Source organism: Aggregatibacter sp. oral taxon 513 (assembly GCF_018128305.1).
Taxonomy (GTDB): Bacteria; Pseudomonadota; Gammaproteobacteria; order Enterobacterales; family Pasteurellaceae; genus Aggregatibacter; species Aggregatibacter segnis_A.
Genome location: NZ_CP072381.1, coordinates 973,497 through 996,508, shown reverse-complemented (window position 1 = coordinate 996,508; position 23,012 = coordinate 973,497). Strand labels below are relative to the sequence as shown.

The following is a 23,012-nucleotide window of genomic DNA, read 5'->3' as shown; positions in this document are numbered from 1 at the left end:
TTAATAGGTCGTCAATTTCTGTAAAGTTTCAAACGGTTTGCCTTGCGCAATCACATCCAATACTCGTTGCGCATTATGTTTAATGTCTTCTTGTCCGAACAGTTTTAGTAAGAGGGCTGTGTTCATGGCAACGGCTTGGTTGTGTTCCGCTTTGCCTTTGCCTTGTAAAAGTGCGGTAATCATTTGCGCATTTTCTGTCGGTTCGCCACCGCGCAAACTTTCCAACGGTTTGACGTGGAAGCCAAAATCCTGTGGTGTTAGGGTATAACGTTCAATCTCGCCGTTACGCACTTCCGCCACGTCTGTAGCACCATGAATGGCCACTTCGTCTAAGCAACTGCCGTGCACGATAATCGTGTGTTCGTGACCTAATTGAGCAACGGTTTTAGCATAAATATCAATCAGTTCAGGAGAATAAACGCCGAGCAATTGACGTTTCGGACGTGCCGGATTAATAAGCGGACCAAGAATATTAAAGAGTGTACGGGTTTTTAAGGCTTGGCGTACCGGTACAACATATTTGAAGCCCGGGTGATATTGCTGTGCAAACAAGAAGCAGATGCCGATGTTGTCCAATGCCTTGCGGGCTTGTTCTGGAGACATGGCAATATTGACGCCAAGTGCGGTTAATAAATCGCTTGAACCGGTTTTACTGGAAACGCTACGGTTGCCATGTTTCGCTACTTTGGCACCGCAAGCGGCTGCGACAATAGCGGACGCCGTAGAAATATTGATGGTATTGGCGCCGTCACCGCCTGTGCCGACGATGTCAGCAAAGGGGTAATCGGGTGTGGGAAACGGTTTGGCATTTTTAACGGCGGCTAATACGGCACCGTTGACTTCATCGATGGTTTCGCCACGCACTTTTAGTGCCACTAACATGGCGGCGATTTGTTCGTTGCTTAATTCACCCAACATGATGGCGTTAAATAAGGCTTCGCTTTCCGCGGCGGTTAAGGTTTGTGCGCCATAAAGTTTTTCTAATAGAGCTTGGTTTTCCATCATCCTTGTCCTTATTTATGAATATCGTAGTCCAAATCGCGCGCTTCATCGCCGGTCATGCCACGGAAGCCCCAGCAATGCGCCGGTTGCTCTTTGATGGTGATTTCCACGTCAAACGGGCTAATGCCTAATTTGTATTCAAATTCACTGAACAACATTTTGATTAAACGTTTTTTGGTTTGCTCTAAACGACCTTGCATTAAATTGATTTCAATCACCATGTAATTGTCGGTACGGTTTGTGGTATGCGGGTAGTAAAAATCGTCGTCTTCCAAACAAATAAAACGAAGTGCGTGCTTGCCTTTGGCGACATCTAAACCGAGCTCCAGACAGTTATAAATCACCTCTGCTACAGCAGATTTGCGAGGGGATAGGGTACGTTTTAAGCCATATACTGTGATCATGTTTTATCCTTTTCTATTTAAAATCCCCCTCTTTGCTAAAGAGGGGAAGTGGCATATTAATTCCGTTTCAACAACCATTCCACCGATTGCGCTAATAACTGTGCCCCTTGTACCGTTAAAATAGATTCGGGGTGGAACTGGAAGCTACAAATTGGCAAAGTGCGGTGGCGAATTGCCATATTAATGCCATGATAAGAGGCGTTCGGAATCAATTCATCGGGTAAATTAATGCCCATGAGGGAATGATAACGCGCGACCGGCATCGGGTTGGTCAAACCTTTGAACATGGCTTCATTGTCGTGTTCAATGCGGGACACTTTACCGTGTAAAATTTCACCCGCGTGAACGACTTTGCCGCCGAAGGCTTCGATTAACGCTTGATGCCCCAAACAAATGCCCAGCATCGGTACTTTGCCGATTAATCGCTTAATCAACGGAATCATATTGCCCGCTTCATCCGGGGTGCCCGGCCCGGGGGAGAGGGCAAGAATCGTGTCCGGCTGTGCTAAAGCATTTTTTTCTAAAATCGCTAAACCGCAATCATTGCGGTAAATGTGAACCTGATGTCCCAATCCGCGAAATTGATCCACTAAATTGTATGTAAAGGAATCAAAGTTATCTAAAAATAAAATGGTTGCCATGATCTCACTCCTATTGATTCGCTTTCTTATTGGTTTGTACGATGGCGTTGATGACCGCGCGAGCTTTGTGACGGGTTTCATCGGCTTCCATTTGCAGGTCGGAATCCAACACCGTACCACAACCGGCTTGCACATGAGCAATGCCGTTTTGCACGAAGGCGGAGCGAATCACGATACAGGTGTCAAAATTGCCATTAGATTGTAAATAGCCCACGGCGCCGCCGTAACTGTGGCGTTTTTGTTGTTCAAATTGATAAATTAACTGCATGGCTTTGATTTTCGGTGCGCCGGTTAGCGTCCCCATGTTCATGCAGGCTTGGTAGGCGTGTAATGCATCCAGTTCAGGGCGAAGTTTACCTACAACGCGAGAAACAAGGTGCATAATGTGCGAATAACGATCTACTTGCATTAAATCTTTCACATGGCGGGTTTTACTTTCGCACACACGGGCGATGTCGTTACGTGCTAAATCCACCAACATCAAATGTTCCGCTTGTTCTTTATGATCCAAACGCAATTCCAGTTCTAAACGGGAATCTAATTCGGGATCGATATTGCCGTCAGCATCAAAACCGCGCGGGCGGGAACCGGCAATCGGGTAGATCTCCAACTGACGGGTAGTTTGCGAATATTTCAAGGCGCTTTCCGGTGAAGCACCGAACAGAGTGAAATCCTCGTCTTGAATAAAAAACATATACGGGCTTGGGTTGTTTTGTTTTAACTGACGATAAGTCGCCAACGTATTCGGGCATTCAAGGGAGAAACGACGGGACGGCACGATTTGGAACACGTCGCCACAATAAATATGTTGCTTCAGGCGCTCAATAATTTTCTTGAATTTATCATCATCTAAATTAATGGCAACCTCGGTAGAAGCCGATTTGAGGCTCAAGTGCGGTCGAATTTCCAAGAGTTTTTTGGCAATCTCTTGGGCGTTCTGTTGCAACGTAGCCAACGCATTTTGTGCAAAACAAAAGGTTTGTAATTCCGCTTGTTGCAATTGATGATCGATCACCAGTAATTGTTCCGCTAAATAAAAGCAATAATCAGGGCAGGTAATGCCATCATCTTGCAAAGTGATATTTTCCATCGGAATAAAATTTGCCACCAAGTCATAGGCGAATAACCCGCCTAAAAAAACCGGTAACGAACTTGTCTGATAAAGTTCGGTGAAACAACGCAATCCATCGAAAATGCCTGGTGCCAATAATTTGCTGTCTTCGTCCGCATTATTGCCGGCAGGTTTGAATTCCACTTGCAGTTCGGTGCTTGTTTGGGATGTTACGTTGACCTGTGCCGAAAGTTTTTGCGCAATTAACGGTAACACTGCGGTACCGTTGTCGGTCAACGCATGAAAAGTAACACTTTGCCCCAAGCAAGAAATTTTCATGGCTGCGTTAACGAGTAATAAACTTTTCAGACTGTTTTTGCTGGAAATTTCGGCAGATTCTAACAGTAGCGTATTCGGTTTGTTTTCGCATAAGGTGGCGAAAATAGCGGTAGGGTCACTGTGATAAGCAACGTTTTGTGTGAATGTTTGAATAAAAGCAGATGACATTCTCATTTCCTTAAAACATAAAATCAAGTTGCACTATTAAACTAGTACAAAAATCTAAAGTCAAGAGGAAATAAAAATTTTATTTAAGAATGGAGGGAATGGATGAATAGCAAAGTAGGGCAGATTTAATATCCGCCCACGATATGAATCAAAAAGTGCGGTCGTTTTTCACGGCGTTTTTACTGCGCCATCTTTTTCGCCGTCTTCAAAAATCCTTGAGCTGAATTGTAAATTTCCGCTTTGCCTTGGGCATTGAGAATCATATCGGACATTTCACGGAAGGCGCCTTTGCCGCCACCTAAGCCCAAGGTGTAATCGGCGCAGTTTTTGACGTATTCAGGGGCATCGGCAACCGCGAAGGAAAGTCCACAAACAGCAAAAGCGGGGAGATCAACGCTGTCATCGCCAATGTAAGCCGTTTGCTCTGGTGCAACACCGGCTTGGCGGCATAATTCAAAACAGGCGCTTTCTTTTTCCAGCTTGCCTAAAAAAGCGAGTTTAATGCCTAAATCGGCAATGCGTTTGCGCAAAATTGCCGAATCACGTCCGGATAACACGGCGACTTGAATGCCGGCTTCCATCAACATGCGAATACCTAAACCATCGCGCACATGAAAACTTTTGAGCGCTTCGCCGTTAGCATCGTAGTGCAGTAAACCGTCTGTTAATACGCCATCCACATCGGTGATAACGAATTTCACCTGTTTTAATTTTTCTTGTAATTCCGTTATCATTAGCTTGAGAACTCCACTAAACCCACGACATTTTGCGCATCATCCACCACAACCAAAGAATGAATTTTATGTGCTTTCATGTAATTTTCCGCTTCGGATAAATAGGTATCCTGATGAATGGTTTTCGGATGAGAGGTCATCAATTCCTGTGCGGTTTTGCTAAGCGTATTGGCACCATTGGCCGTTAATGCACGGCGAATATCGCCATCGGTGATGATACCGCGTAATTGCTGTTGCTCCATCACCAACGCCACGCCCATACGACCTTCGTTCATAATGGTTAAGCAATCGGTGAAGGAGGTTGTTAAGGCGGCAATCGGTAAACGGGTTTGCATTTGATCTTTGACACGGCATAACAAACGGCGACCTAAGCTGCCGCCCGGATGGAATTTCGCAAAATCTTCCGGTTGGAAATCACGAGCGCGCATTAAACAAACTGCCAACGCATCGCCCAATGCCATGGTAACAACTACGGAAGTGGTCGGGGCAAGATTGTTCGGGCAGACTTCCCGTTCTACGCTAATGTCCAACACATAATCCGCATGGCGCGCTAAAGTGGAATTTTTATTGGAGGTAAGCGCAATGATTTTGTTGCCGAAGTTTTTTAGGCTTGGAATGAGTTTGTTGACATCATCGGTTTCGCCGCTGTAGGAAATGAGCATCACCACATCAATGGGTTTCAGCATACCTAAATCGCCGTGAAAGGCTTCCGTAGGATGCAGGAAAAAACTCGGTGTGCCGGTGGAAGCAAAGGTGGCGACCATTTTTTTGCCCACTAAGCCGGATTTGCCGATACCGCCGATCACTAAGCGTCCTTTGCAATTTAAAATTAAATCAACAACCTCAGTGAAGGTGCCGTCTAATTTTTCGCTGAGTTGCCCTAGGGCTTTTTCTTCAACGCCCAGGGTTTCTCGGGCAATTTGTAAATAATTCATTGAAGTTTCCTTATGTGGCACAAAAGTGCGGTATATTTTAGGCCTGTTTTTATGGCGTTCATTCTAGCCCAACTTTTTACTTAACACTATATTTCACCTTGAATTTAAGCTATACTGCGCGCCTGAGTTGGTCAGGCAATCGCCGGTCTATTGAAGCCTCTAACATCGCGAAAGCGTAAACTGGGGGACAAGTAGGCGGGAGGAAAGTCCGGGCTACACAGGGCAGAGTGCCGGATAACGTCCGGGAGGCGAGAGCCTACGACAAGTGCAGCAGAGAGCAAACCGCCGATGGCCCGCAAGGGATCAGGTAAGGGTGAAAGGGTGCGGTAAGAGCGCACCGTGCCGCCGGTAACGGTTGGTAGCAGGGTAAACTCCACTCGTAGCAAGACCAAATAGGAATCCAATGAATGGCCCGTTCAGGATTCGGGTAGGTTGCTTGAGCGCATGTGTAAATGTGCGCCTAGATGAATGATTGTCCACGACAGAACCCGGCTTATCGACCAACTCCCTTTTTCTTTTCAAAAAACATCGTCAAAATCCACCGCGCTTTTCTCTTTTCTCTTTTTCCAATAAAACAACATTTTTTCTCATTGAATTCATTGGCATACTTGATTTTCCTTTTTTCGTCGCCATTATAGCCAAGCGTGTTTTTATTACTGTTTTATTGAGGAGTTTTTCATCGATGATGCGCATTTTACTTTTCCTTGCCACCAACATGGCAGTATTGTTGGTTTTTAACATCATTTTATCGTTGACCGGCATTCAATCTCGTGATGCGAGCGGTTTAATGCTGTTTGCCGCACTATTTGGTTTTGCGGGTTCGATTATTTCGTTATTTATGTCCAAAACCATGGCAATTCGTTCTGTAGGGGCTGAAGTGATTCAACAACCGAGAAACGAAACAGAACGTTGGTTGTTGGATACCGTATATTCACAAGCAGATCGTGCCGGTTTGCCGCGCCCGGAAGTCGCCATTTATCATTCTGCAGATGTGAACGCGTTTGCCACCGGCGCAAGCAAAAACAATTCGTTAGTGGCGGTGAGTACCGGATTGTTAAATAAAATGACCCGTGGCGAAGCCGAAGCAGTCTTAGCGCACGAAGTGAGCCACATTAAAAACGGCGATATGGTGACCATGGCGTTACTACAAGGTGTTCTCAATACATTCGTGATTTTCTTATCACGCATCATTGCAAACGTGGTGGCTAACTCCCGCAATCAGGGCAGTGAAAGCTCAAGCAATTCCGGGATCTATTTCTTAGTTTCGATGGTGCTGGAAATCGTATTTGGTTTCTTGGCAAGCATGATCGCCATGTGGTTCTCTCGCCAACGCGAATTCAGAGCCGATGCAGGTTCGGCGAATTTAGTGGGTAAGCAAAAAATGATTGATGCGCTAAAACGCTTACAAAATTTGCATGAGCCGGAAGAGCTCGAAGGTTCCACCTTGGCGGCATTTGCCATTAACGGTAAACGCGGTGGCGGCTTAACAGAATTATTCTTAAGCCACCCGCCGTTGGAAAAACGTATTGAAGCGTTGCAACAGTTACGCTAATAATAAAATGTATTTTTAATCAATAGAGGCTTTTTTAAGCCTCTATTTTTTTATCCAAAGAAAATGGCTGAAAAGTTTCATGAGAAAGGCAAATGGAAGAATAAAGTGCGGTCATTTTTCTCGATAAATCTTCGTTTTATTACGGAATAATTTCTGCGGTCATAGATAAATTGCGTGATTTTCTAAACAGTTAGTATTATTATTGACAAAATTTTAGATAAATTAATCATCACAGAGGATATTTATGCAGCATCTTAAAGAGCTTGTGGATAAAGCAAGACATGCCATAGACAACATTGAAGATAAAAGCCTTGCAGCGCTTGATGAAATTCGCGTGGAATATTTTGGTAAGAAGGGTCATTTTACCCAATTAATGCAAGAATTGCGCAACGTGGCGGCGGAAGAACGTCCGGCAATGGGCGCGAAAATTAACGAAGCCAAACAAGCCGCATTAGATTTCTTAAATGCGAAAAAAGCAGAATGGGAACAAGCCCTGTTAAATGCACAATTAGAAAATGAACGTATTGATGTGAGTTTACCGGGACGCAAAGTGGAAATGGGCTGTTTACATCCGGTGTCCATTACGATTGAGCGCGTGACCAAATTCTTCTCTGAACTCGGGTTTTCTGTGGAATCCGGCCCTGAAATCGAAAGCGATTATTATAATTTTGATGCCTTAAATATTCCTAAACATCACCCGGCGCGTGCCGATCACGATACGTTCTGGTTTAATCCTGAATTATTGTTAAGAACGCAAACTTCCGGGGTACAAATTCGTACCATGCAAAAACAACAGCCGCCAATTCGCATTATGGCGCCGGGACGCGTGTATCGTAACGATTACGACCAAACCCACACACCGATGTTTCATCAAATCGAATTATTGTATGTGGATAAACATGCGAATTTCACCGAATTAAAAGGCCTGTTGCACGATTTCTTACGTGCCTTCTTCGAAGAAGATTTGCAAGTGCGTTTCCGTCCGTCTTACTTCCCATTCACAGAGCCTTCTGCCGAAGTGGATGTAATGGGTAAAAACGGAAAATGGCTAGAAGTGTTGGGTTGCGGTATGGTACACCCAAATGTTTTACGCAATGTTGGTATTGACCCAAATGAATACTCTGGCTTTGCAGTGGGCATGGGGGTAGAGCGTTTAACCATGTTACGCTACAACGTCACAGATTTACGTTCATTCTTCGAGAATGATTTACGCTTTTTGAAACAGTTTAAATAATTTTGAGTGAGAGATAAGTATGAAATTTAGTGAACAATGGGTACGCGAATGGGTTAATCCAGCGATTTCTACGGAACAACTTTGCGAACAAATTACCATGTTAGGCTTGGAAGTTGACGGAGTAGAAAAAGTGGCCGGCGATTTCACCGGTGTGGTTGTAGGCGAAGTGGTGGAATGCGCACAACATCCTGATGCCGATAAATTACGCGTAACCAAAGTGAATGTGGGCGGCGAGCGTTTGTTAGATATCGTGTGTGGTGCACCGAATTGTCGTCAAGGCTTGAAAGTGGCTTGTGCGGTAGAAGGCGCTGAATTACCGGGTGATTTCAAAATCAAGAAAACCAAATTACGCGGACAACCTTCCGAAGGCATGCTTTGCTCATTCAGCGAACTCGGCATTGAATCTGATGCCAATGGCATTATCGAATTGCCACAAGATGCGCCTATCGGTACCAATTTATGCGATTATTTAACATTAGACGACAGCGCTATTGAAATCAGCTTAACGCCAAACCGTGCAGACTGTTTAAGCATTGCCGGTGTGGCGCGTGAATTAGCTGTGGTGAATAAACTTCACGAAAATCCACCGCACTTTGAGGTGGTTAAACCGACCATTAGCGATAAAGTACAAATTGATGTTCAAGCTGCCGAAGCCTGTCCGCGTTATTTATTACGTGTGATTAAGAATGTCAATGTTAAAGCGCAGTCACCAATGTGGTTACAAGAAAAATTGCGCCGTTGCGATATTCGTTCTATCGATCCAATTGTGGATGTCACGAACTATATTTTGCTTGAATTGGGCCAACCGATGCACGCTTTTGATATGGCAAAAGTGGCACAACCGGTACAAGTTCGCATGGCGAAAGAAAATGAAGAGCTTGTCTTGTTAGATGGTACGACAGCGAAACTTCAACCGAACACTTTAGTGATTGCCGACCAAAATGGTGCATTGGCAATGGCGGGGATCTTCGGTGGTGAAGCCAGTGGTGTGAATGTAGAAAACACAAAAGATGTGATTTTAGAAGCAGCATTTTTTGCGCCATTGGCGATTACCGGTCGTGCTCGTCAATATGGTTTGCATACAGATTCTTCTCATCGTTTTGAGCGTGGTGTGGATTTTGAATTGCCACGTAAAGCAATGGAAAGAGCGACCGCACTTTTATTAGAGATTTGTGGTGGGGAAGCCGGTGAAATTTGTGAGGTGACTCATGAAGCCCATTTACCAAAACGTCAACAAGTCACATTACAACGTCACAAATTAGATGCGTTACTTGGCCATCATATTGAAACAGAAACGGTAACCGATATTTTACAACGCCTTGGTTTACAGGTTTCTTACGCTAACAACAGTTGGACGGCCGTTCCGCCATCTTGGCGTTTTGATATTGAAATCGAAGAAGATTTAATTGAAGAAGTCGCGCGTATTTATGGCTATAACAGTATTCCAAATAATGCACCGTTAGCGCATTTGCGCATGCGCGAGCATAGCGAAGCAGACATTGAATTATCGCGAATTAAAGCGGCATTAGTGAGTTGCGATTTTTATGAAGCCATTACTTATAGCTTTGTTGATCCGAAAATTCAAAGTTTACTCCACCCGGAAATTAAACCGTTTATTCTACCTAACCCAATTTCTGTTGAAATGTCCGCGATGCGCGTTTCACTATTAACCGGATTGCTAGGGGCGGTAAGTTATAACCAAAATCGTCAACAAAATCGTGTGCGTTTGTTTGAATTTGGTTTACGTTTTGTACCGGATGAAAAAGCCGAATTTGGCGTACGTCAAGAACAAGTTTTTGCGGCAGTGATGACCGGTTCGAAAGCAAATGAACAATGGAGCGAAAAAGCTGCGCCTGCCGATTTCTATGATTTAAAAGGTTATATTGAAAATTTACTTTCATTAAGTTCTGCTGGAAATCGCGCAAAATTTGTAGCAAAATCATACACAGCGTTACATCCGGGGCAATCTGCTGCAATTATGTTAGACGGTGAAGAAATTGGTTTTATTGGTCAACTTCATCCGACGATTGCTCAAAAAATTGGTATCAACGGCAAGGCATTTGTGTGTGAAATTTCCATTGCGCATATTTCTCGTCGTGATATTGCGAAAGCAAAAGAAATTTCCCGTTTCCCGGCGAATCGCCGTGACTTAGCTCTTGTGGTTGCGGATAGTGTTGCAGCAGACGATGTATTAGACGCTTGTCGTGTTGCAGGCGGTGATAAATTAACGCAAGTGAATTTATTTGACGTTTACCAAGGTAGTGGCGTCGCAGAAGGTCATAAGAGCTTAGCGATAAGCCTCGTGATTCAAGACAATGAAAAAACCCTTGAAGAAGATGAAATTAACGCAGTAATTTCAGCGGTATTATCTGAGTTAAAACAACGTTTTAATGCTTACTTGAGAGATTAAACTATGACATTAACTAAAGTAGAACTCGCCGAGAATCTTATTGAGAAATTCCATCTCAGTAAACGTGAAGCCAAGGATTTAGTCGAAAGTTTTTTTGAGGAAATCCGAATTGCGTTAGAAACTGGGAATGACGTGAAATTATCCGGGTTTGGTAATTTTGAGTTACGCGATAAATCCTCTCGTCCGGGGCGTAATCCGAAAACCGGTGAAAGCGTGCCGGTTTCTGCTCGCCGCGTAGTGGTGTTTAAACCGGGACAAAAATTGCGTAATCGGGTGGAAAAAGTCAAACCGAAAGCCTAATAAGTATAAAAATAAGCTATCAATAATGTCCTTGTTGATAGCTTTTTAGTTTGAGATGTTCTATCAATGCGTGTTTTAAAATCTTTATTGCTTTGTGGTTGTGTGTTGGCGTTAGCTGCCTGTTCCGGCGGATACAAATCCTCGCGCATTAATTACAAAGGACAAATTAACGATCCCATTATGGCGATAGCTTTATTAAGCGAACAACAACATGAATGGGCGGGAACGCCTTATGTGCTTGGTGGGCTTGGTCGTAATGGCGTGGATTGTTCCGGTTTTGTGCAAACCACGTTTTTTGATCGCTTTGGCATAAAATTACCGCGCCAAACCAAAGATCAAGCTAAATACGGACAATATATCGAAAAATCAGATATTCAAACCGGGGATTTAATCTTCTTTAAAACAGGATTAGGACCAAACGGTTACCATGTGGGTATCTATGTTAAAGAGGATAAATTCCTTCATGCGTCAACAAAAGGTGGTGTCGTTTATTCTTCCATGAATAGCGATTATTGGCGCAAAGCCTATTGGCAGGCGAGACGTATTTAAGTGATGTAGAAGAAAAAGATAAAAGAAAAAGGTGCGTATAAACGCGCCTTTTTATTTGTTTTCAACCAGCTTTTTATTACGCACCTCGCACTAAAAGTGCGGTGGTTTTTAGCCACGTTTTTTACTTCACTTCTTTAAATGCAATCATTTCTTGTTCACTGAAATCAGTCTGATCTTCATCATCAAATTGCATTGGCGTGATATTTTGCTCATCAAATGCAGTATCGCCCTCGATACCTTCAAGCGCTTGACCGTGTTTAATGCCTTTAAAGTTGAAAAGTTTCGGATCACATAAATGAGAAAGGGTAATGTTTTGCATGGCGCTAAACATGGTTTCCAAACGCCCCGGATATTGGCGATCCCAAGTGTTCAACATTTCTTTCACCACTTGTCGTTGCAAATTCGGCTGTGAACCGCATAGGTTACAAGGAATGATTGGGAATTGTTTCGCAACGGCGTATTTCTCAATGTCTTTTTCTTTGCAATAGGCAAGCGGACGAATCACAATTTGTTTGCCATCGTCAGAAATCAATTTTGGCGGCATGGATTTTAATTTTCCGCCGTAGAACATATTCAGAAACAGCGTCGCCAACATATCATCGCGATGATGCCCTAACGCAATTTTGGTTGCGCCAAGTTCGGTCGCTGTACGGTATAAAATCCCGCGACGTAAACGGGAACAAAGCGAGCAAGTGGTTTTTCCTTCCGGAATTTTCTCTTTCACGATGCCATATGTGTTTTCTTCTACAATTTTGTAATCTACACCAATAGATTGTAAATATTCAGGCAAAATATGCTCCGGAAAGCCCGGTTGTTTCTGGTCTAAATTCACCGCCACAATATCGAAATTGACCGGCGCATTTTGTTGTAGGTTGAGCAAAATATCCAATAAGGTATAGCTGTCTTTCCCACCGGAAAGGCATACCATCACTTTATCGCCTTCTTCAATCATATTGAAATCGGCAATGGCGTTGCCCACATTACGGCGTAGGCGTTTTTGTAACTTATTGAAATTGTAACTTTGTTTCTTTTCTGTTTGGCTTGCTGTATTCATTGTTTCTATTCGGTTATTTGGAAAGCGGCTCATTATATACGAAGCCTCAATTTTTGCATAAATGAATTGAAAAACACGGAAAAAATACACCGCACTTTAGGCTCAGAAAATACAAAGTGCTGTGCTTTCTCATGGTATTTTTGCCAATCTAAGTCAAAAATAAAGCCCTGTTAAACAGGGCCTTGTTATTAATAAAATTGTTAAGAAGGGGGTTAGAAGCTGTATTTCAAATTCGAGAAATAAACGCGTCCTTCTTCCGGATAACCTGCATGATAGTAGTAGTTTTTATCAGATGGATGAACCGACGGCAAGCCTCGATTTTGGAAACCAAATTCGTGTGTTGGAAAAAACACATAAAAAAACAACCGCACTTTTTTAAGTACGGTTGTTTTGTCTTTCATTAAGAATAAATTATTCTACGCCAACCATTACGGAAGTTGCTTTGATAATTGCATAAGCGTCTTTGCCTACTGCTAAACCTAATTCTTTTACCGCTTCAAGAGAGATGGTAGAAGAAATTACGTTGCCGCCACCGATATCAAGGTGAACGATTGCGTTTACAGAACCGCTTTCGATTGAAACAACTTTACCTTTTAATTGGTTTCTTGCACTGATTTTCATAGAAATTTCCTTGTATTAAGGCCTACAAAAAGTAGGCGGATGAAAAAAGAGTCTGCATTTTACCCATAATTACGATAAAAACCAATACTACTTAAGAGGTGATAGCCCTTTTAAGATTTGCTCAGCGTTTTCTTTACTTAATGCATAACCGTAATATTTTTTGTAAAACGCCTGTGTTTTTTCCACCATATCAATGTCTTGGAATTTTTCTGGGTGGAATAATTGTGCCGCCCACAAAATTTGTAAGGCTTCTTCTGCACTATAACGATCCCATGGGAAAGTCCCCGTCGGGTTGGCATAAATACGATTATTTTTGACCGCACTGATGGATTGCCAAGTTGGATCAGATTTGATTTTCTCAATGGCGGCTTGAGATTTATTGCCGCTGCTGCCGATGATAATTACATCTGGGTTGGCTTCCACAATGGACTCCATGGTGACAGTCACCATGTTGGCTTGATCCGGTAACACGCTTTTACCGCCGGCTAAACGAATCCATTCACCAATCATGGATTTGCCACCGTCAATCTTAAGTAAATCAGCGCCGCTAGTGATGTGCAATACAGTTGGACGTTTTTCTTCTTTCACGTCTTTAATGCGGGATTCGACGAATTGAATGTTGCCTTCAAGTTCTTTGATGTAACTTTTCGCGATTTCAGGGGCTTTGTCTCCTAAAACCTCGGCAGTGATGCTCACAGTTTTCTTTAATCCCTCAAAATCTTGAAAACTCACACGCACGCCTTTTAAGCCGGCTTGGTTTACTTCGGTTAGCATGGATTTTTTAGACAACAACACAGCATCCGGTTTTTGGGATAACAATTCTTCCACTTGAATCGTTTCGCCGTTAGTTAGCACCGGAACGTTTTTAATGTTTGGATACACTTCAGCGAACCAAGGATTCGCCGCAATAGCAGTGGTCGTTGCAACTAATTTGTCGGCCCCACCTAATAACAACACGATTTGGTTATTGGCATGCCAAAGGTCGGCGACACGTTCGACGCGATCGGGAATGTTCACTTGGTTGCCGTCCACGTCGGTGACGATTTTTGCCTGTGCAGAAAATGCCAACAGGGTAGCAGCAAAAAGTGCGGTAAGTTTTAGAGATGTTTTTTTCAGGGTCATAAGCACGTCCTCTTAAATATGCGTAATGGCACAGATTTTGCGTCCTAATTCAGGCACCTCAATTAAGCGCAAATCTGTTTGGTAAAGTTCTCGCAGATTGTCTTCTGTGAGAATGTCTTCGGTTAAACCACAGTGCAATTTTCCTTGGGTATTTAAGATGGCCACTTTGCTGTTCGGGATCACATCATGCAAAAGCATCGGGTGATCAGGATTATGGGTGGTCATAATGATGGAAAATTGCTGATGTGATAACTCTTTAATCAGGCTCAAGGTTTTAAATACATTGCCGTAATCCAGGGCGGAAGTGGGTTCATCAAACAAAATCAGTTGCGGCTGTTGCACTAAAATTTTGGCTAAATTGACTAATTGTTTTTCACCGCCGCTCATTTGCATATAAATTTTGTCGGCAAAATGGCTGATACCCAGTTGGGCTAACGCTTGTTCTGCCAAGTGATAATCTTCCTCACGCGGTTTGCCGAACAAACCTAGGTGAGCTGCACGTCCCAGCACCACATAATCCAATACCTTGTATTGATAAGTTTGCGGTGAATGTTGCGATACATAGGCGACTTGACGGGCAATTTGTTTACTTGTCAGATGCTTAATTTCTACATTATTGAGAAAAATTTCGCCCCGTTGTGGTGTGAGTAAACCGGCAATACAGTTCAGCAACGTTGATTTTCCGCGTCCGTTAGCACCGAGGATGGTGACTAATTCACCTGCATTCAGCGTTAAGTCCACACCATTTAATAACGGAATATGAGGCTGATGTTGAAAATAAAGTTGGTTGATTTTTAACATGTCGGCTCCTTATTCCGCGACCTTTTGCTTCACTAACACCCAAGCAAAGAACGGCGCACCAATAAAACCTGTCAGAATGCCGAGTGGAACTTCTTGGGTATATAAGTTGCGTGCTAAGGTGTCGATAATGAGCAAGAATAGGGCACCGATCAGTGCAGAAAGCGGAAGGGTGCGAAGGTTATTGTCGCCGATAAACATACGCGCCAAATGCGGAATAATTAAGCCAATCCAACCGATCGTGCCGCTTAAACAGACCGCAGATGCAGTGAGCAAGGTGGCAAACACCACCATAACGTTGCGTTCCAAACGAATATTGGCACCAATTAATTTTGCCTCCCGATCACCTAATGACAATACGTTAATGCGCCAACGCATCATGAGTAAACCGCCGGTAGTAAACAGAATAATCGGGGCGAGCATGCTCAGGTTTTTATAATCCACTTTGGTCAAACTCCCCATTTGCCAATACACAATGTCGGCAAGTTGAGTTTCCGGGTCGGCGAGATATTTAATTAAACCAAGGCAAGCCATCATAAAGCCGGAAATGATAATCCCGGAAAGCACAAGAATAATCGTGGAATCACGTCGCACTAGTTTCGGCAGGCTCATGGTCATCAACACGGCAATTAAACCGCCCACAAATGCAAATCCCTGAATGGCAAACAAACCAAAACCGAGCAAAATCGCAATGGCTGCGCCAATACAAGCCCCACTGGATACACCTAACAGATCAGGCGACACCAGCGGATTGCGGAAAATTCCCTGAAAAGTTGCGCCCGCCACCGCAAGCGCAGCACCCACTAAAATAGCGGCAAGAATGCGTGGCAAGCGCAGATTGAAAATGATGTTGTTTTGCACGTCGCTGGTGTTATTGCCCATTAGGCTTTGTACTACGTTTTCAATCGGAATGGCAAAACGCCCCCACGACAAAGAAAACAAGGCAAGACCGAAAAGCAATAAAATGAGCAAGATAAAAATCAGCGTGTTTTTATTCATAAGAAAAGCGCGGTTAGTTTTTAATGTGGTTCATTATATATGAAATTATACATACCTTTGTAATTTATTTTATATAACGAAATTAAGGGAGTAAGTCAAAACGCGCAGGAAAAATAACTGGACTTTTGTTTTGAGTGATAAAAGTGCGGTCAGTTTTGAGACTGTTTTTCAGAAAACAAAAACGGCATCTATTTCGATGCCGTTTTCTTTTAAAGAGCGGTTAAAAATTACAACACTTTGACAATGCTTTCGCAGAGGTAACGAATATTGTCTTCGGTAATACCGGCAACGTTGATACGGCCTGAGCGCACGGCATAAATGGCAAATTCTTCTTTCAAGCGGTCAACTTGTTCTGCGGTCAAGCCACTGAAAGAGAACATCCCGTTTTGGTTGATGATGAAGCTAAAGTCTTGTTGTGCACCGTATTCTTTAAGCAACTCAACAAAACGGTGGCGCATTTTTTTGATGCGGTCGCGCATTTCGGTGAGTTCGTTTTCCCAGTCTTGGCGCAATTTTGCATCATTTAATACCAATGCAACGGTATTTGCCCCGTGAGAAGACGGGTTGGAGTAGAGGGTACGGATAATGACTTTTACTTGAGTTAATGCTGTTGCAGCAATATCAGAATTTTCTGCCACGACAGTGAATGCACCAACGCGCTCATTATATAAACCAAAGTTTTTAGAGAAGGAGCTTGCTACTAAAAGTTCTTTGTGGTTTTTGGCAAAGGCGCGTAAACCGTAAGCATCTTCTTCTAAGCCATGAGCAAAGCCTTGGTAAGCGAAGTCGAATAATGGCAACCAGCCTTTTTGTGCAGACATTTCAGCCAGTTTGTCCCATTGCTCCGGTGTTGGGTCGATACCGGTCGGGTTGTGGCAGCAGCCATGAAGTAAAACCACATCGCCTTCACCGGCTTGGCTTAAATCCGCAATGAGGTTGTCCCAATCTAAGGCTTTACGTTCGGCATCGTAGTAACGATATTCGCGAATGTTGATGCCCACCGCTTTGAAAATTGCATTGTGGTTTGGCCACGTTGGTGTGCTGATCCACACATTTTGGCTGTTCGTTTGGCGTTTGACGAACTCTGCGGCAATGCGTAGCGCGCCGGTGCCACCTAAACTTTGTGCGGTTCTGGCACGGTTGTTTTTCACGATATCGGAATTTGCACCAAACAATAATTCTTTGGTACGTGTGTTAAAATCAGCAACACCGTCAATCGGTAAATAGTTTTTGGTATTTTCTTGTTCTAATAAACGTCTTTCCGCTTCTTTTACCGCCTTAACAATCGGGGTATTGCCTTTGGCGTCTTTATATACGCCGATGCCTAAATTAATCTTGTTACTACGGGTTTCGGATTTAAATGCTTCGCCTAAACCTAAAATTGGATCCGCCGGTGCGGCAGTAATCTTTTCAAACATAGTATTATCCTCGGATGGTGGGTGAAAAATCTCTTTAGTTATACTGCTCGGGTTTCTTTTTGACAAGCAATATGTTGCGAAAATGTTAACTATATCAACTTATTTTTTGCCCATTGCAAACCGGATTGATAGTCTTCCGGCAACTCTGTGGCGAGTTTGTCTAATTGCGCGATAATGACCTTTTTATCCGGATGGGAAATGTTAATGTGTCCCACTTTGCGCCCCGGGCGAACTTCTTTGCCATACCAGTGTAATTGTGCAAAGGCGGTGTTTAACCACTGTGGGTTGTGCGCGGTGCCGATCAAATTCACCATCACGCTTGGCGCGGATACTTTTAATTCCGGCGTAGGCAAATCCAACAATGCGCGCAAATGCAATTCAAATTGACTGACGGAGCAACCGAGTTGCGTCCAGTGTCCGCTGTTGTGTACGCGTGGTGCAAGCTCATTAATTAAAAGCTGATCGCCAACCACAAAACATTCCATTGCCATCACGCCCACATAATTGAGCTCATTCATGATTTTGCTTAACATCATTTCAGCTTGCTGTTGCTGTGCGCTTTGTTGTGGGAAAGTGATATCCATGACACTGTAACGTAATATGCCATTTTGCTGTAAATTGTGAGTGACCGGATAAAAACGAGTCTCGCCGTTACGGAAACGGGCGCCCACGAGAGACACTTCGTAATCAAAGGGAATGAATTTTTCAGCAATGGTTTCCCCAAACAAGTCCTCAGTAATTTGTGCTTTGTTTTCATCAGACACAATCCACTGCCCACGGCCGTCATAACCGCCCATGCGACGTTTAACGACAACTTTCTCACCAATGTGCTGAAATACCTCTGCCCATTGCAATGGTTCTTTTAGCAGACACCAAGGCGAAGTCGGAAGATGTAATTGATCTAATAAGGATTTTTGGCTTAAGCGATCGGCTAATTGAGCAAAGATTTTTTGATTGACGAAATTGGCGTGATTGCCGAGGAGGTTGGTGAGTGGCGTTGGTTCCCAACGTTCGATTTCCGCAGTAATAATGTCATTCGGCGATAATTCAAATACCGGCGCATCGAAAGGTAACGGTTGAACATGAATATCTAAAGGTGCACCGGCATAGCGTAACATTCTGCCGAGCTGTCCATTGCCAAGCACATAAATCGTCGGGTAGAGGGCGGATTTTTGCATAGTATTCTCATTGATTTTTATTGATGGCACAAACGTTCATGTTTGCACTACCTTTAGTTACTTATTAAAAAACGCGGAAAAAAATGACCGCACTTTTTAGGTTGAGCATGGATAAAGTGCGGTAGATATTTTTGTTGTTTTTAACGTCGCGGGTCCGGATTGTCTAACACGCTTTGTGTTTGTGCCTGTCTGAACTCATGTAAGCGTTGTGCTAATTCAGCATTATTCATGGCTAACATTTGTGCGGCTAATAAGCCTGCATTTGCCGCACCGGCAGGTCCAATAGCTAAGGTGCCAACGGGAATGCCTTTAGGCATTTGCACGATGGAATAGAGGCTATCTACACCACTTAATATGGAACTTTTCACCGGTACGCCAAGTACGGGCACGATGGTTTTGGCAGCGATCATTCCCGGCAGATGGGCAGCACCGCCTGCACCGGCAATAATCACTTGATAACCCTTTTGTTGTGCATTTTCGGCAAACTGGAAGAGTTTATCGGGGGTGCGGTGTGCAGAAACAATCTCTACGTGATAAGAAACCTGTAATTGATCGAGGATTTGCGTGGCTTCTTGCATGGTTGCCCAATCACTTTGAGAACCCATTACAATCGCGACTTTTGGGGATGTTAAAGACATTTTTGCCTCATTCTTGGAGATAAAAAACGGCGCTAGAATAGCATAATGCGCAAACGTTTGCGATAACTTTGCCAAAGAAAATCCATTTGCAACTTAAGGCTAAAAATCATATCCTTAACGGCACTTTTTAGCCCTTAGAATTAGGTTGTTTTATGCTCGCTAAAGCCAAATATAGAAAAGATTATCAAACCCCCGATTTCACTGTTACCGACATTTATCTTGATTTCCAATTGGAGCCTGAAAAAACATTTGTTGTAGCAACAAGTCAATATCAACGTCTTAACAAAGAAAGTACGACATTGCGTTTAGACGGGCATGATTTTCAATTTTCTTCCATTAAATTAAATGGCAAACCGTTCTCCCAATATCAGCAGGACAGTGAAAGTTTAACGTTGGATTTAGCGCGAGTAGAGGCGGACCAATTTGAGCTGGAAATTACCACTGTTTTAAGTCCTGCTGCCAACACCTCATTACAAGGGTTATACCAATCCGGTGAAGCATTTTGTACACAATGTGAAGCAGAGGGCTTTCGTCAAATTACTTACATGTTAGACCGTCCGGATATCTTAGCGCGTTACACCACGAAAATTACGGCAGATAAAACGAAATATCCTTTTTTACTTTCTAACGGCAATCGCATTAACAGCGGCGATTTAGAGGATGGACGTCATTGGGTTGAATGGCATGATCCCTTCCCAAAACCAAGCTATTTATTTGCTTTAGTGGCAGGCGATTTTGATGTACTGAAAGATAAATTCATCACCAAAAGTGGTCGTGAAGTCGCTTTAGAATTGTATGTTAATCGTGGCAATTTAGATCGCGCCGATTGGGCAATGCAAAGTTTAAAACGTGCCATGAAATGGGATGAAGAACGTTTTGATTTAGAATATGACCTCGATATTTACATGATTGTCGCGGTGGACTTCTTCAACATGGGCGCCATGGAAAATAAAGGGCTGAATATTTTTAATGACAAATATGTCTTGGCCAATCCTCAAACGGCAACCGATGACGACTATTTAGCCATTGAAAGTGTGATTGCGCATGAATACTTCCACAACTGGACAGGGAATCGAGTCACTTGCCGTGATTGGTTTCAACTAAGTTTAAAAGAAGGTTTAACGGTTTTCCGTGATCAGGAGTTTTCCTCTGACACAGGCTCCCGCCCGGTAAATCGCATTAATAACGTGAAGTTTTTGCGTACCGTACAATTTGCTGAAGACGCAGGCCCGATGGCACATCCGATTCGTCCGGAAAAAGTAATTGAAATGAATAACTTCTATACGGTCACAGTGTACGAAAAAGGGGCGGAAGTGATTCGCATGTTGCATACCTTATTGGGCGAAGAAGGCTTTCAAAAGGGCATGAAGTTATATATTGCGGAAAATGATGGCAAAGCCGCAACTTGTGAAGATTTTGTGTCAGCCATGGAACGTGCCAATGATTTGGATTTAACCCAGTTCCGCCGTTGGTATAGTCAATCCGGTACACCGGAGTTAACCATCAGTGATTGTTACGATGAAAAAAATCACGTTTATCAATTGCAGGTTTCTCAATTAACGCCACCAACGGCAGATCAAATGGAAAAAGTGAATTTACACATTCCGTTGAAAATTGCGTTATATGATGAAAAAGGGGCAGCACAAACGCTTTATGATGCCGATGGTGTTGTGGATAATGTGTTAAACATTACACAAAAAGATCAAACCTTTGAATTTCATAATATTTACACCAAGCCGGTTCCAGCATTGTTATGTGATTTCTCTGCACCGGTGAAATTAGATTACGATTATTCCACTTCACAACTGATTACTTTATTAAAATTTGCTGAAAACGGGTTTATTCGTTGGGATGCCGCACAGATGTTACTTGGTGCTGAGTTACGACGTAACGTAACTAACTATCAGCAAGGACAACCGCTAGAATTATCAGCAGAAATTGCAGCGGTGCTTTATCAAGTTTTAGATAATTATCAAAAAGACATTGAGTTAACCAGTTTAATTCTGACATTACCGAAAGCGACAGAATTTGCCGAATTATTTAAAACCATTGATCCTGATGCAATCAGTGCTGCACGGGAATTTATGGCACATACCATCGCCGACAATTTAAAAGAATTACTGTTAAAAACTTATAATCAAATTCGTTTAGATGATTACCAAATCAATCGTCAAGACATTGCATTGCGCAAACTGCGCAATGTGTGCTTAAGTTATTTGGCATATAGTAATATCGGAAATAATTTGGTGAATAAGCATTACACCTATTCCAATAACATGACCGACACGCTTGCCGCTTTAACTTCTGCGACGCAAGCGAAATTGGCCTGCCGGGACGGTTTATTGGCTGATTTTGAGCTAAAATGGCAACATGATGGTTTAGTTATGGACAAATGGTTTGCCTTACAAGCTACTCGTCCGGAAGACAATGTGCTGCAAAATGTGATGCAGTTAATGGATCACCCAAGCTTTAATTTTAATAACCCGAATCGCGTGCGTTCTCTAATCGGTGCCTTTGCGGGACAAAACTTAAAGGCTTTCCATGCTATTGACGGTTCAGGCTATCGTTTCTTAACGGATATTTTGATTAAGCTAAACAAAAGCAACCCACAGGTGGCTTCTCGGTTAATTGAGCCGTTAATTCGTTTTGCACGTTATGATGCGCAGCGCCAAACCTTGATGAAACGTGCGCTAGAACGCATTAGTGAGACAGAGGATTTATCTCGCGATTTATTTGAGAAAATCGAAAAAGCGTTACAGTAAACATAAAAGTGCGGTTAAATTTGACCGCACTTTTTCTATTCCTTTCACAGTTAACTATCCGGAGAGATAAACGAGTATGTATTCTTTCATTCGTAAAGGGATTTTTGCCCTTGATCCTGAAGATGCGCATAATTTGGTGATAAAAGCCCTTGGCTTAGCGGCACATTCGCCGGTTCATTTTTTATTAAAACAACTTCTAAATTGCCCTCAAGGCACACCCAAAATGGTCATGGGGATTGAATTTAAAAATCCTATCGGTTTGGCGGCAGGTGCAGATAAAAACGCTGAAGCGATTGATGGCTTTGGTGCCATGGGCTTTGGTTTCATTGAAGTGGGCACAGTGACGCCATTGGCGCAAGAGGGGAATGCCAAACCACGCCAGTTTCGTTTGGTAGAAGCCGAAGGTATTATTAATCGAAACGGTTTCAATAATTATGGTATCGATCAGCTAATTGAAAATGTCAAAAAATCCCACTATGACGGTGTGTTAGGGATTAATATCGGTAAAAATAAACTGACGCCTTTAGAACAAGGGAAAGATGATTATCTGATTTGTTTGAATAAAGCCTATAACTACGCCGGTTATATTACCGTGAATATTTCTTCGCCTAATACGCCGGATTTGCGCCAGCTGCAATATGGTGATTATTTTGATGATTTGTTGAGAAGCATTAAATTCCGTCAACAAGAATTAGTGACACAATATGGCAAATATGTGCCGATTGCAGTGAAAATTGCACCGGATTTAGCGGAAAGTGAGTTAATTCAAATTGCCGATACGTTGTTGCGTCATAAAATGGACGGTGTCATTGCCACCAATACGACGATTTCTCGCGACAACGTCACACATTTAAAAAATGCTGAGCAGCAGGGCGGATTAAGCGGAAAACCATTACAACAGAAAAGCACGGAAATCATTAAACGATTACACCAAGAACTCAAAGGACAGCTCCCCATTATTGGCAGCGGCGGCATTGATGGTGTGCAAAATGCGCAAGAAAAAATCCAAGCTGGCGCCGAGCTTTTACAAGTGTATTCAGGCTTGATTTACCATGGCCCCAAATTGGTGAAAGAATTAGTTCAAGCAATTAAATAAGGAAAAG

Annotated in this window: 22 protein-coding genes, 1 other RNA gene and 1 pseudogene; 8 read left to right on the top strand and 16 right to left on the bottom strand. The window is 43.1% G+C overall.

Going from position 1 to position 23,012, the window contains the following annotated elements; genetic code table 11:
* The 6 genes from trpD to J5A60_RS04785 form a co-directional block, all read right to left on the bottom strand.
* A complete protein-coding gene (gene trpD, locus J5A60_RS04810) occupies positions 1-1,002 on the bottom strand; it encodes an anthranilate phosphoribosyltransferase (RefSeq protein ID WP_212509628.1) in 1,002 nt (333 codons plus the stop codon).
* A gap of 11 nt (positions 1,003-1,013) precedes the next feature.
* Positions 1,014-1,406: a tautomerase family protein gene (locus J5A60_RS04805; protein WP_005703192.1), complete on the bottom strand. Its 393-nt coding sequence runs from the start codon at positions 1,404-1,406 to the stop codon at positions 1,014-1,016.
* A gap of 56 nt (positions 1,407-1,462) precedes the next feature.
* Complete coding sequence (locus tag J5A60_RS04800; RefSeq protein ID WP_048750390.1) at positions 1,463-2,047, bottom strand: aminodeoxychorismate/anthranilate synthase component II; 585 nt, start codon at positions 2,045-2,047, stop codon at positions 1,463-1,465.
* Between the two features lie 10 nt (positions 2,048-2,057).
* Positions 2,058-3,605, bottom strand: coding sequence for an anthranilate synthase component I (gene trpE, locus J5A60_RS04795; protein ID WP_212509627.1), 1,548 nt, complete (start codon positions 3,603-3,605; stop codon positions 2,058-2,060).
* A gap of 179 nt (positions 3,606-3,784) precedes the next feature.
* Positions 3,785-4,339 (bottom strand): HAD family hydrolase, encoded by a 555-nt coding sequence (locus J5A60_RS04790; protein ID WP_048750388.1) that lies wholly within the window; start codon positions 4,337-4,339, stop codon positions 3,785-3,787.
* Positions 4,339-5,274 carry a KpsF/GutQ family sugar isomerase gene (locus J5A60_RS04785; RefSeq protein WP_048750387.1) on the bottom strand — a complete coding sequence of 312 codons (936 nt, stop codon included), beginning with the start codon at positions 5,272-5,274 and terminating at the stop codon, positions 4,339-4,341. The genes J5A60_RS04790 and J5A60_RS04785 overlap by 1 nt, the downstream gene beginning before the upstream one ends.
* 123 nt (positions 5,275-5,397) lie before the next feature.
* On the opposite strand from J5A60_RS04785, the gene rnpB reads away from it, so the two are divergent.
* Positions 5,398-5,786, top strand: an RNA gene (rnpB, locus tag J5A60_RS04780) — RNase P RNA component class A.
* Positions 5,787-5,805: 19 nt separating this feature from the next.
* On the opposite strand, the gene J5A60_RS04775 is transcribed toward rnpB, so the two are convergent.
* The gene (locus tag J5A60_RS04775; protein WP_160309762.1) at positions 5,806-5,967 is read right to left on the bottom strand and encodes a hypothetical protein; all 162 of its coding nucleotides are present in this window, start codon (positions 5,965-5,967) and stop codon (positions 5,806-5,808) included.
* Here J5A60_RS04775 and htpX point away from each other — a divergent pair.
* From htpX to J5A60_RS04750, 5 genes are all read left to right on the top strand, one after another.
* A complete protein-coding gene (gene htpX / locus J5A60_RS04770; protein WP_212509626.1) occupies positions 5,957-6,826 on the top strand; it encodes a protease HtpX in 870 nt (289 codons plus the stop codon). The genes J5A60_RS04775 and htpX overlap by 11 nt on opposite strands.
* A gap of 244 nt (positions 6,827-7,070) precedes the next feature.
* On the top strand, positions 7,071-8,060 hold the full coding sequence (gene pheS / locus J5A60_RS04765) for a phenylalanine--tRNA ligase subunit alpha (RefSeq protein ID WP_212509625.1): 990 nt from the start codon (positions 7,071-7,073) through the stop codon (positions 8,058-8,060).
* A 19-nt stretch (positions 8,061-8,079) separates the two neighbouring features.
* Positions 8,080-10,470, top strand: a complete 2,391-nt coding sequence (pheT, locus tag J5A60_RS04760; protein WP_212509624.1) for a phenylalanine--tRNA ligase subunit beta — start codon at positions 8,080-8,082, stop codon at positions 10,468-10,470.
* Positions 10,471-10,473: 3 nt separating this feature from the next.
* Positions 10,474-10,770 carry an integration host factor subunit alpha gene (locus J5A60_RS04755; protein ID WP_006718254.1) on the top strand — a complete coding sequence of 99 codons (297 nt, stop codon included), beginning with the start codon at positions 10,474-10,476 and terminating at the stop codon, positions 10,768-10,770.
* A 66-nt stretch (positions 10,771-10,836) separates the two neighbouring features.
* A complete protein-coding gene (locus J5A60_RS04750; RefSeq protein WP_212509623.1) occupies positions 10,837-11,319 on the top strand; it encodes a C40 family peptidase in 483 nt (160 codons plus the stop codon).
* Between the two features lie 121 nt (positions 11,320-11,440).
* On the opposite strand, the gene ttcA is transcribed toward J5A60_RS04750, so the two are convergent.
* From ttcA to purE, 9 genes and pseudogenes are all read right to left on the bottom strand, one after another.
* Positions 11,441-12,373 carry a tRNA 2-thiocytidine(32) synthetase TtcA gene (ttcA, locus tag J5A60_RS04745; RefSeq protein ID WP_109432310.1) on the bottom strand — a complete coding sequence of 311 codons (933 nt, stop codon included), beginning with the start codon at positions 12,371-12,373 and terminating at the stop codon, positions 11,441-11,443.
* 212 nt (positions 12,374-12,585) lie between these two features.
* Positions 12,586-12,663 (bottom strand): annotated as a pseudogene (locus J5A60_RS09620) (iron dicitrate transporter); the annotation flags it as partial.
* Positions 12,664-12,784: 121 nt separating this feature from the next.
* Positions 12,785-12,994: a molybdopterin-binding protein gene (locus J5A60_RS04735; RefSeq protein WP_006718235.1), complete on the bottom strand. Its 210-nt coding sequence runs from the start codon at positions 12,992-12,994 to the stop codon at positions 12,785-12,787.
* An 87-nt stretch (positions 12,995-13,081) separates the two neighbouring features.
* On the bottom strand, positions 13,082-14,116 hold the full coding sequence (locus J5A60_RS04730; protein ID WP_212509622.1) for an ABC transporter substrate-binding protein: 1,035 nt from the start codon (positions 14,114-14,116) through the stop codon (positions 13,082-13,084).
* 12 nt (positions 14,117-14,128) lie between these two features.
* Positions 14,129-14,917: an ABC transporter ATP-binding protein gene (locus tag J5A60_RS04725; RefSeq protein WP_006718231.1), complete on the bottom strand. Its 789-nt coding sequence runs from the start codon at positions 14,915-14,917 to the stop codon at positions 14,129-14,131.
* Between the two features lie 9 nt (positions 14,918-14,926).
* Positions 14,927-15,913 carry an iron ABC transporter permease gene (locus tag J5A60_RS04720; protein ID WP_111305908.1) on the bottom strand — a complete coding sequence of 329 codons (987 nt, stop codon included), beginning with the start codon at positions 15,911-15,913 and terminating at the stop codon, positions 14,927-14,929.
* 227 nt (positions 15,914-16,140) lie between these two features.
* On the bottom strand, positions 16,141-17,331 hold the full coding sequence (locus J5A60_RS04715; RefSeq protein WP_212509621.1) for an amino acid aminotransferase: 1,191 nt from the start codon (positions 17,329-17,331) through the stop codon (positions 16,141-16,143).
* Positions 17,332-17,420: 89 nt separating this feature from the next.
* Positions 17,421-18,509 carry a 5-(carboxyamino)imidazole ribonucleotide synthase gene (purK, locus tag J5A60_RS04710; protein ID WP_212509620.1) on the bottom strand — a complete coding sequence of 363 codons (1,089 nt, stop codon included), beginning with the start codon at positions 18,507-18,509 and terminating at the stop codon, positions 17,421-17,423.
* A gap of 140 nt (positions 18,510-18,649) precedes the next feature.
* Entirely contained in the window at positions 18,650-19,147 is a 498-nt protein-coding gene (gene purE / locus J5A60_RS04705) for a 5-(carboxyamino)imidazole ribonucleotide mutase (protein WP_212509619.1), read from the bottom strand.
* Positions 19,148-19,299: 152 nt separating this feature from the next.
* On the opposite strand from purE, the gene pepN reads away from it, so the two are divergent.
* A complete protein-coding gene (gene pepN / locus J5A60_RS04700) occupies positions 19,300-21,909 on the top strand; it encodes an aminopeptidase N (RefSeq protein WP_212509618.1) in 2,610 nt (869 codons plus the stop codon).
* 76 nt (positions 21,910-21,985) lie between these two features.
* Complete coding sequence (pyrD, locus tag J5A60_RS04695) at positions 21,986-23,005, top strand: quinone-dependent dihydroorotate dehydrogenase (RefSeq protein WP_212509617.1); 1,020 nt, start codon at positions 21,986-21,988, stop codon at positions 23,003-23,005.
* Positions 23,006-23,012: the final 7 nt, after the last annotated feature.